General features: G+C 70.4%; 5 protein-coding genes. 1 reads left to right on the top strand and 4 read right to left on the bottom strand.

Going from position 1 to position 4588, the window contains the following annotated elements; genetic code table 11:
- Nucleotides 1-93: 93 nt before the first annotated feature.
- The 4 genes from AC08OT_RS02160 to AC08OT_RS02175 all read right to left on the bottom strand — a co-directional run bounded on the left by AC08OT_RS02160 (nucleotide 94) and on the right by AC08OT_RS02175 (nucleotide 3432).
- Nucleotides 94-369, bottom strand: a complete 276-nt coding sequence (locus tag AC08OT_RS02160) for a hypothetical protein (protein WP_476593613.1) — start codon at nucleotides 367-369, stop codon at nucleotides 94-96.
- 3 nt (nucleotides 370-372) lie between these two features.
- A complete protein-coding gene (locus tag AC08OT_RS02165; RefSeq protein WP_476593612.1) occupies nucleotides 373-1086 on the bottom strand; it encodes a class I SAM-dependent methyltransferase in 714 nt (237 codons plus the stop codon).
- Nucleotides 1087-1219: 133 nt separating this feature from the next.
- A complete protein-coding gene (locus AC08OT_RS02170; protein ID WP_476593611.1) occupies nucleotides 1220-2443 on the bottom strand; it encodes a glycosyltransferase in 1224 nt (407 codons plus the stop codon).
- 5 nt (nucleotides 2444-2448) lie between these two features.
- Nucleotides 2449-3432 carry a glycosyltransferase family 2 protein gene (locus AC08OT_RS02175; protein ID WP_462187461.1) on the bottom strand — a complete coding sequence of 328 codons (984 nt, stop codon included), beginning with the start codon at nucleotides 3430-3432 and terminating at the stop codon, nucleotides 2449-2451.
- A gap of 214 nt (nucleotides 3433-3646) precedes the next feature.
- Here AC08OT_RS02175 and AC08OT_RS02180 point away from each other — a divergent pair, with 214 nt between their 5' ends.
- The gene (locus AC08OT_RS02180; protein WP_476593610.1) at nucleotides 3647-4321 is read left to right on the top strand and encodes an acyltransferase; all 675 of its coding nucleotides are present in this window, start codon (nucleotides 3647-3649) and stop codon (nucleotides 4319-4321) included.
- Nucleotides 4322-4588: the final 267 nt, after the last annotated feature.

The following is a 4588-nucleotide window of genomic DNA, read 5'->3' on the forward strand; positions in this document are numbered from 1 at the left end:
CCCACACGCACGGGTCACAGTCTGCCCCTGCCTCCTCCATTCCCGGACAGCCGGCCCGGTCCCCGGACAGCCGGGGCCGGTGGGCCGGCGGGGTCAGCGGCCGCAGGCGCGCAGGGCCGCGAGTGCCATCACGGCGCAGGAGATCCCGCCGACCAGGTATCCCCAGCCCCGATGGCCGAAGAGCGCGAACCCGGCACCCATCCCGGCCACGATCAGCCCGAACAGCAGCACGGTCAGGACGACGGCGAGGATGCGCTGGTTACGCAGGGAGGTGGGGGGCGGCGGCGGGCCCATCCGCGGCCCGTGCTCCGGCTGCCGGCGCGGTTCACGGCCGGGGCCCGGGCGTGCCGACCGGCCGGCGGACGCCATCGTTCAGCCCTCCCGTTTGCGGGCGTGGGTGAGTACGACGCTGCCCGCGGTGTCGGGAGCCCGCCGGTCCGACAGGGCGACGGCCGGCGAGAGCACGGCCGCGGCGTTCCATCCCGTCCTGCCGCCCTTGGCGGACAAGGTCAGGTAGAGCCGCTCGGCGCGTTCGCTGCGGAACATGTACGTCTGCCGAATGACCTCGAGCCCGACATCGTCGAGCAGCTTGGCGAGATGGTCGCCGGAATAGGTGTGCCTGACGTAGTAGCGCTCGCGGTGCCGGTCGAACAGATCCGGCCAGGACGCCGCCCGGGTGAGGGCGTCGGCAGACATCACCAGGTCGCCACCCGGACGCAGCACCCGCGCCATCTCGGCAAGCGCGGCCGGCCCATCGTCGAAGTGCTCGATGGCGCAGACCGACATAACGACGTCGAACGTGGCCGCGGCGAACGGCAGCGCCAAGGCGTCCCCCTCGACGAGCCCGGGATGCCCGCGCAGCCGGCGACCGAACTGCAGCTTGTGCCGGGCGAGGTCGAGGCACACCGCCCGAGCCCCGCGACGGACGGCCTGGCCGGCCCAGTAGCCGTCACCGCCGGCCACATCGAGCAGGGTGCGCCCGGCCAGTTCCCCCGCCCACGACAGCAGGGTGCCGACCTCCCGGCGACGCATGACATGTACCTGATGGCCCACGAAGGCGAGGGCGTCGGCCCGCACCGGGCTCACAGGTCGGCCCCGCCCATCCGGTCAGCCCGGCCCATCCGGTCAGCCTTGCTCATTCCAGTCCGCCTTCCGAGTCCACGATTCACGCGTGGTCCACGATCCAGGGATGGGCCGTGACTCGCGCATACGCCACGGCTCAGGTGTGCCCAAACGCGCCCAACGTCACATCAAGGTAACGCTCCCACGCCCCGTCGATGTCCGGCGGTATGACCTTCGAGCGCAGCCCGGCGAGCACGCCGGGCTCGTAGAGCCGCCGCAGCGCCACCGCCAGCGCCTCCGCGTCGTCGGGCGGCACGAGTAGACCGTCCACGCCATCGCGGACCGTGGTGGCGAGTGTTCCCACCGTGGTCGCCACGACCGGCACACCGTGCAGGTGCGCGAGATCGACGTTCTGCGACGCCGTTCCGGCCCGGTAGGGAAGCACCAGAGCGTCGGCACCGGCGAACAGCGCGGGCACCTCCGCCGCGTCGACATAGCCCGACCGCAGGTCCACCCGGGTGGCCAGGCCGAGCTCCTCGACCAGGCGGGCGGTCTCCCCCGTCCCGCCCCAGAACTCGCCGGCGACGGTGAGACGAACGTCCGCCGGCCCGCGGGCCAACGCCCGCAGCAGGACGTCCAGTCCCTTGTACGGCCGCACCAGCCCGAAGAACAGCAGATTGCGCCGGGTGACGTCGGCGGATGGCCCACCGCGGCCGGCCACCGGCCCGGGCGGCGAGGACGGCAGACCCGAGGAGGACGGACCCGAGGACGGCAGACGCGAGGACCACAGGTGCGTGGCCATCTCGGCCACCAGGACCGGAGCAGGGGTGAGGCACGCGGCGAGCTCCGCCTGGGCCGGCGTGTGGACGAGAACAGCCGACGACCGGCGCAGCACCGCACTGGTCAGCGGTTCGTCCACGGCCCGGCGCTCGTGCGGCAGGACGTTGTGGCAGAGTGCCACGACCGTGGGACCCGCGCCTCCGGAACCCGCTCGCCCGGAACCCGTGCCCCGGCCGCGCAGCCCCCGGGCCCGCAGCCCCGGGGCCCGCAGTGCGCCGAGGACGCCCAGGTAGGCCGGGGCCTGCACGGGGGTGACGACGACCAGGATCACCGCGTCGGCCTGCCGCCGCAGGCGCCTGCCGAGCCGGATCCACCCATCCGGTCTGCGCCACGACAACGGGTAGCGGGTGACCTCGAACGGCTCCATCTCGGGCTCGGTGACGCGCTGCACGCCGGGATAGAGCCGCGCGGGGTATTGCGCCGACCAGGACTCGACCGCCACCTCGTGGCCCCGCGCCGACAGCCGGTGCGCAAGCTCGGTGGTGTGCTGCGCGATCCCCCCCTTGTAGGGATGGGTCGGACCGACGATCGCGATGCGCACGCCGGTCAGGTGTCGCTGCGCGAGCGGGCCACCAGATCGCCGATCAACGCCAGCACGACGATCTGGAAGCCGACCAGAATCGCCAGCAGCGTCGACGTCGCCACATGGAAGTCGTAGCGGATCACGTCCACGATCAGCTTGACAAAACCCAAACCCATGATCCACAGGGCGACCGGCATGAGAACCTTGATCGGATCGAAGTACATCACCATCCGCAGCACCTGAAGGATGTAACGCCGCGCGTCCCGGAAGGGATGGAACTTCGACGTTCCGGACCGTTTTGCGTAATCAATCGGGAGGTAATCCACCGGATGCTGGTTCGACAGGAAGGACATCGTGATCGTGGTGACGCAGGAGAAACCGGGGGGCAGTAGCCGCAGATAGGGCAGGGAAACGTCCCGGCGGAAGGCACGAAGCCCGGAGTTGAGGTCGGGAATCTTCATGCCGGACAGCCGCTGGGCGATTATCCGGATGAACCATTTCGCCGGCACCCGGGCCCACTTGTGAGTACCCTCCTCGGTGCGGCGCGCCCCGACGACCTGGTCGACGTCGAGGTTGTCGTCCAGGTAACGGACGAACTCCGGGATGCGCTCGTTCGGGTACGTCATGTCGGCGTCGGTCCAAACGACGATCTTGCCGCGGGCCTCCTGGGTCCCGATCCGGCGGGCCGTGCCGGAACCACCGTTGCGGCGGAACGGCATCACCCGCATGCACGGGAACCGCGGGGCCACCTCGCGCAGCACCGCGAGCGTGTTGTCGGTCGACTTGTCGTCAATCGCCAAGACTTCGTAGGAGTAACCGCTCGCGTCCATCGCGGCGGTGATGCGCTCGAGTTCGAGCACCACATGGTCCTGCTCGTTGTAGCAGGGCAGCACGATGGTCACGTAAGGGGTGTCCGGACCGGCGGCAGCGACGCCGTCCCCGGAAGCCGCCCGCACTGGGGTGCCGGCCTGCGGATGTTCAGGTCGGTGGATGGCGCTGACACTCACGTCGGTGTGGCTCCCGGTCGTCGTTCCGGCCCAGCGGCGTCCCGGGCCGGCGTCCTGGCGGCCCGACGTCGTCAGTTCCCGCCCCGATCGCCGGTCCGTGGCGATGGTGCACGCTCCGTCGAGGGCTCGCGCACGACTCTAGAGTGGCATGCCCGCCCCGGCGAGCCGACAGCCGGGCAGTCCCGGCCATCGGGGCAGCGCCTACTGTTGCTCCGTGGGTGCGTTCAGAAATGATCTGCGGGAGTATGTGCGGCACGTTCGTTCGCTGCGGGCGGCGCAGGAGACCTCGGCCCGCTCGTTCGTGGCCGGGCTGCGTTACCCGCTCGCGTACAGGCAACCGATCTGGACCGGTTCCCCCACCGTGATCGAAGGCCGGGAACGCATCGAGTTCGCCGAGGGCGCAGCGCTACGGGTGGGGCTCGGCGCGTTCGGACTGTCGACCCGGCGCGACACCTCGATCATCCGGGTGCATCCCGAGGGCCGCCTGCGCTGCGAAGGTGTCGTGTCGCTGCAGCGGGGCGTGCGGATCGTCGTCGACTCGGGCGTACTGGAACTCGGCCCCGGGGCGAACATCAACGGGTTCGCCAAGATCCTCGTGCGCGAACGCGTCTCGATCGGCGCCTGCTGCAACGTCTCGTGGGACACCCAGCTACTCGACAACGACTTCCATCCGATGGTCGTCGACGGCGTGGAGCAGCCGATGAGCGGGCCGATCGTGCTGGAGGACCGGGCCTGGATCGGCACGGGGGCTATCGTGCTCAAGGGCGTGACGATCGGCGAGAGCGCCGTCGTCGCCGCGGGCTCGGTGGTGACCCGGGACGTGCCGCCCAAGGCCGTCGCCGCCGGATCCCCCGCGAAGATCGTCGGCCACATCGACTCCTGGCGCTGATCCGGCGCCCGGATCGCGCGCTCCGGACGTCGGGCCTCGGCTGCCCGCGTGCCACGCGGACAGCTCCGCGGCCACGCCTAAAACCGGAATCTTCGCCTCGCCCAAATCCGACAGATCCTGCTATTCGACAGATCCTGCTATCCGTGCTATCCGGCGGACTTTGCATCCGGATAGCCGAAGGCATCCACCTCGATCCCCCGATTCAATAACGGTGAACCAGCCCTCGAGCGGTCACGATGATGGTTGCAGGCTGTGACACCGCCAGTC

The organism is Frankia sp. CgJB1, assembly GCF_977947065.1.